5 protein-coding genes and 1 pseudogene are annotated in these 3,645 nt (G+C 41.1%); all 6 read right to left on the bottom strand.

Annotated elements, in window-relative coordinates:
* Window positions 1-345 (bottom strand): annotated as a pseudogene (locus tag LEP1GSC047_RS13090) (transposase domain-containing protein); the annotation flags it as partial.
* A 42-nt stretch (window positions 346-387) separates the two neighbouring features.
* A complete protein-coding gene (tnpB, locus tag LEP1GSC047_RS13085) occupies window positions 388-708 on the bottom strand; it encodes an IS66 family insertion sequence element accessory protein TnpB (RefSeq protein ID WP_020988302.1) in 321 nt (106 codons plus the stop codon).
* A 16-nt stretch (window positions 709-724) separates the two neighbouring features.
* Window positions 725-1,015 (bottom strand): IS66 family insertion sequence element accessory protein TnpA, encoded by a 291-nt coding sequence (tnpA, locus tag LEP1GSC047_RS22165; protein ID WP_010415162.1) that lies wholly within the window; start codon window positions 1,013-1,015, stop codon window positions 725-727.
* 47 nt (window positions 1,016-1,062) lie between these two features.
* Window positions 1,063-1,185, bottom strand: a complete 123-nt coding sequence (locus LEP1GSC047_RS22370; RefSeq protein ID WP_020988799.1) for a hypothetical protein — start codon at window positions 1,183-1,185, stop codon at window positions 1,063-1,065.
* Window positions 1,186-1,327: 142 nt separating this feature from the next.
* Window positions 1,328-2,110: an ankyrin repeat domain-containing protein gene (locus tag LEP1GSC047_RS13075; protein ID WP_020988798.1), complete on the bottom strand. Its 783-nt coding sequence runs from the start codon at window positions 2,108-2,110 to the stop codon at window positions 1,328-1,330.
* 9 nt (window positions 2,111-2,119) lie between these two features.
* A partial coding sequence (locus tag LEP1GSC047_RS13070) for a M23 family metallopeptidase (protein WP_039935008.1) occupies window positions 2,120-3,645 on the bottom strand: 1,526 nt, incomplete at its 5' end.

The following is a 3,645-nucleotide window of genomic DNA, read 5'->3' as shown; positions in this document are numbered from 1 at the left end:
ATCTTGATTCGAGGGAAATAATCAGGGAACGGCTTACGACCCGTTTTCTTTCTAGTGCGACTTTTAACCGGGGTGAAGAGGCTTTTTTCCTCAGGTTCGGTGGAATCCTTCTGTAGGGAATTTTCTATTTCGTTAAAAAGAAGTCCTTGGTCTATCTCGATTTGGCTCCATTTCTCCGTCCTTCTTCCGAATAGTTGGATCTTTAGGCGCTCAATTTGGTCGAGATGCTCGGCTTCTCTCTGCCTTTGGAGTCGCAATTCTTCAGAGTACTTATTATTTTTGGAATATAATAATTTTCTTTAGTTCTTCTACATCATTCGGCAGTTCGTTTATATCTAAGGACACGGCATCTAAATGTAGATTTTGCGATTAAATTAGTCAATCTTTTCAGCTCACTTTCTTATATTTTAGTTTCCTATGCTCTTTAAAGAAATCGATCCCGTTTAAAAGCCAATGAAATCTTTCTACCGGGATCTTTCGAACTTCTTCCTCCGAGTTCGGCCAAGGAAATTTACTCTCCTCTAATCTTTTCTGCCAAAGACAAAACCCGCTCTTGTCCCAGTAGAGCATTTTCAGTTTGTCTTTCTTGCGATTGCAGAATAGAAATACACTCTCCGAATACAAGTCCTTCTTCATTCTGCCTTCTACGATGATGGCAAGCGTATTAATCGATTTCCTTAAGTCGGTGACTCCAGGTCGTAAATACACTTTCTCCTGCCGGGATTTAGCTCCATTGTCCCAAACTAAACTGAAGGTTTACTTGTAGCGAAGCCTTGCCGGACGAATCTATTTTTAGGGTCAAAAATTCAGACCCTACCGACGAAATGCTGTTTGAAACCGATTGAGGTACTTCTACAAAGCTCTCTTCTTTTTGCTGAATCTTAGCCCGCCTCTTCCAGTGGTAACGAAAGGCCGAGTATTTTAGTCCTTTCTTTTTGCAGTATTGCGGTTGCGAAAATCCGCTTTTTGAAAATTCCTCAAACTCTTGCTGCCAATCTACATTTGTTCTGTTCATTAAAAATAGTTTAGCACGATTGGCCGAGGAGCAAAAGGTGGGCTTGATTAGGCGGTTACGCTTAACAACGACACGTTCTCTGCTGCGGTGATTCCTTGGGTCAAGGACGTCGACACGCTCTGGAGGGCGGAGTTTCTGTTTTTGGCCGCGCCCCTCAACCTACTTTTCATTACAGTGCCTTCAGCTTTCTCTCTTCGGGTCAGGCTCTCCACTTCGGTCAAAAAATCGCATCTGCGATTTTTGTGACCCCGTGTCGATCCTTCGCGGAGTGTGAAAGGAGATTCATTGCCTGAAAAGAGGATGTGAACATAATCATTCTAAAATCTTAACGAGGTCCTTATACCCCTTTTTTTTTGCAATATCTAAGGCCGTGTTTCCATCCCCATTTCGAAGGGTTTTATCGGCACCATGTTTTAGTAAAATTTTTACTGTACTTATTTTTCCGAACATTGTTGCATAATGCAACGGAGTGTTCCCACCCTTGTCCAAATTAGAAGATTTTCTAGTTATTATATTTAATTTAGCACCATTTGCAATAATCAACTCAACAACTTCGTCGTATCCATCCGCACTTGCTTCATGTAACGGTGTCTCCCCTCCAACTCCTCCGTGATTTATATCTAATTTTAAATCTATTAAAAGCTTAATAGCTTCTAAGTTTCGCTCTCGAACGGCTAAATTTAGGATTGATTCCCCATTTGAATTGGTTTTTTTCAAATCAGCTAATGAATTAATTAAAAATTTAAAGATTTCCCTTTTTTTCGGAGAAAGAGATAGAAATATAGGAGTCTCTTTCGAATATCCTGCGACTGCATTTATATTGGCTCCTGCCTTAATCAAAACTTTGACGGCTTCTAAATGATTGTTTTTTACGGCCCAATGCAAAGGAGTAAATTGGAAGCCGACTTCGGCTTCTTCCTCCTCAGTAGGAAGACTTCCTTTAATAAAGCCATTTACATCCACATTTCCTTTTTTTAAAATCGATTCAATTTTCCCTACATCTCCGTTCTTAGATGCGATAAGTAAATCATCAATCGGACGGCTCGATAACGAAATAATCGGAATTAAGATGAATACTAGTAAATATCGTTTCATTCGTTTCACTTAATTATTATAAACGTGATTTAAGAAATAGACTGGATCTATTTGGTATTTTCCATCTTTTACCCTTATGTAATCTTTAGGGACATCGAACGGATAAGTGTCCGTTGTAACCATAAGATGTAAATGTTCACCGGTCGAATATCCAGTAGAACCGACGATTCCTACGGAAGCTCCTGCTTTAATCGGCTGGCCCGATTTTAAGGTTGGTGCATTTTGTAAATGTTTGTATGTTAATTCATACGTATTGCCACCGACACTAGTTCTAATCGTAATACTGTTGCCCGAATTACTTTTAGGCTGATTTGCTAAAGAATCTAATTCTGCTTTCGTTAATCGCTCTGTAGATCCACTGCTAGTAAATTTATAATATACTTTTTCTCCGTTCTCTCCTTTTTCGGAGAATACGCCTCTAGGTCTTCCAGTTTCATCAATTATTGAAGCCCCTTTCGTTATATTTACAACTATCCCAGAAATTGCTGCATTGATTTTACTGCCGCTTGGCCCGATAAAATCTGCACCTGTATGATCTTTTCCGCTTTGAGGATATCCACCTTTGCCCCAGGCGGCCGAAAGTTTTATGTCCTTTGAAGTAGGATCACCAAACGGATTTGAAACTCCTTCTCGAATGTTTAATTTGCCCGATCCAACCCTTGTCCCTTCGCTATATTCGTGAGTGTGAACAATTGCTCGCTGATTTGGAAGTTTTTCATCGTTCGAGTTTTTTCCTTTTCCATTATCTCCTCCAACGCCTTCTTCAACAGAATTTCCTCCACTAACAATCTTTCCGTCCCAAGCAGTACCATCTCCGAAAGGTGATGTTGATCCATCCGGATTGCTATTATCTGCTAAAAGAACTCCATTCTCTTCCTCTTGCTTCCTCGCCGCCTCTGCCGCCGCATAATAGAAATCTGCTGCTGCCTGCTCATCCGCGTTCTGAGGCCAAGAGGACCGGTCGTTTAACGGATTGTTAACCGGAATGTCTGTGTTGTTCTGCTGGTTTAAATTGTTAATAGCATCCTGCAAACGTTGACCAAAGGCTCCCTCATTACCCGAATCAATCGCATTCTGTTTGATTTCGTTAAATGCTGCTACGATCTTCTCGTTGCCGTTAGGATCAGTATGTAAATTCGCTATCTCTTCGGGAGTAAACTCTCCCATCTGGACTAGGATATCTCCGTAGGACTTAGCCTGGTCTACTTTAGCAGACGCTAATAATTGATCATTCTCGTAGGTCGCTGCCGCATGTTCCTGTACAAGTGATGTCAAGAAATCAGTACTAAAGCTACCGTTGATTCCTAACGGTCCAAAGCTGTGGGTATCAGTATTATATCCTACGCTAACCGTATTGACTCCCTTAAACTGGTTACTGAGACTAATCTCTCCCGTATTCGAGAAGTTTAAGAACGCTCCTCCGAAATTACTTAGAGTATTCGTCCAACGGTTATCGCCTCCGCCAGAGTAGCTATAGTTCACTCCTGCATTCACGACTCCTGTGTCGCTTGCCGATACGTTCAGTCCAAAATTAT

The organism is Leptospira inadai serovar Lyme str. 10 (assembly GCF_000243675.2).
GTDB lineage: Bacteria > Spirochaetota > Leptospiria > Leptospirales > Leptospiraceae > Leptospira_B > Leptospira_B inadai.
The sequence above is the reverse complement of the archived record's forward strand: the minus strand, read 5'-3'. Positions and strand labels throughout refer to the sequence as shown.

Excerpts from the sequence above, each read along its gene's own strand:
- tnpA (WP_010415162.1), bottom strand. The coding sequence starts at position 1,015 with ATGAACAGAACAAATGTAGATTGGCAGCAAGAGTTTGAGGAATTTTCA.
- LEP1GSC047_RS22370 (WP_020988799.1), bottom strand. The coding sequence starts at position 1,185 with ATGAAAAGTAGGTTGAGGGGCGCGGCCAAAAACAGAAACTCCGCCCTC.
- LEP1GSC047_RS13075 (WP_020988798.1), bottom strand. The coding sequence starts at position 2,110 with ATGAAACGATATTTACTAGTATTCATCTTAATTCCGATTATTTCGTTA.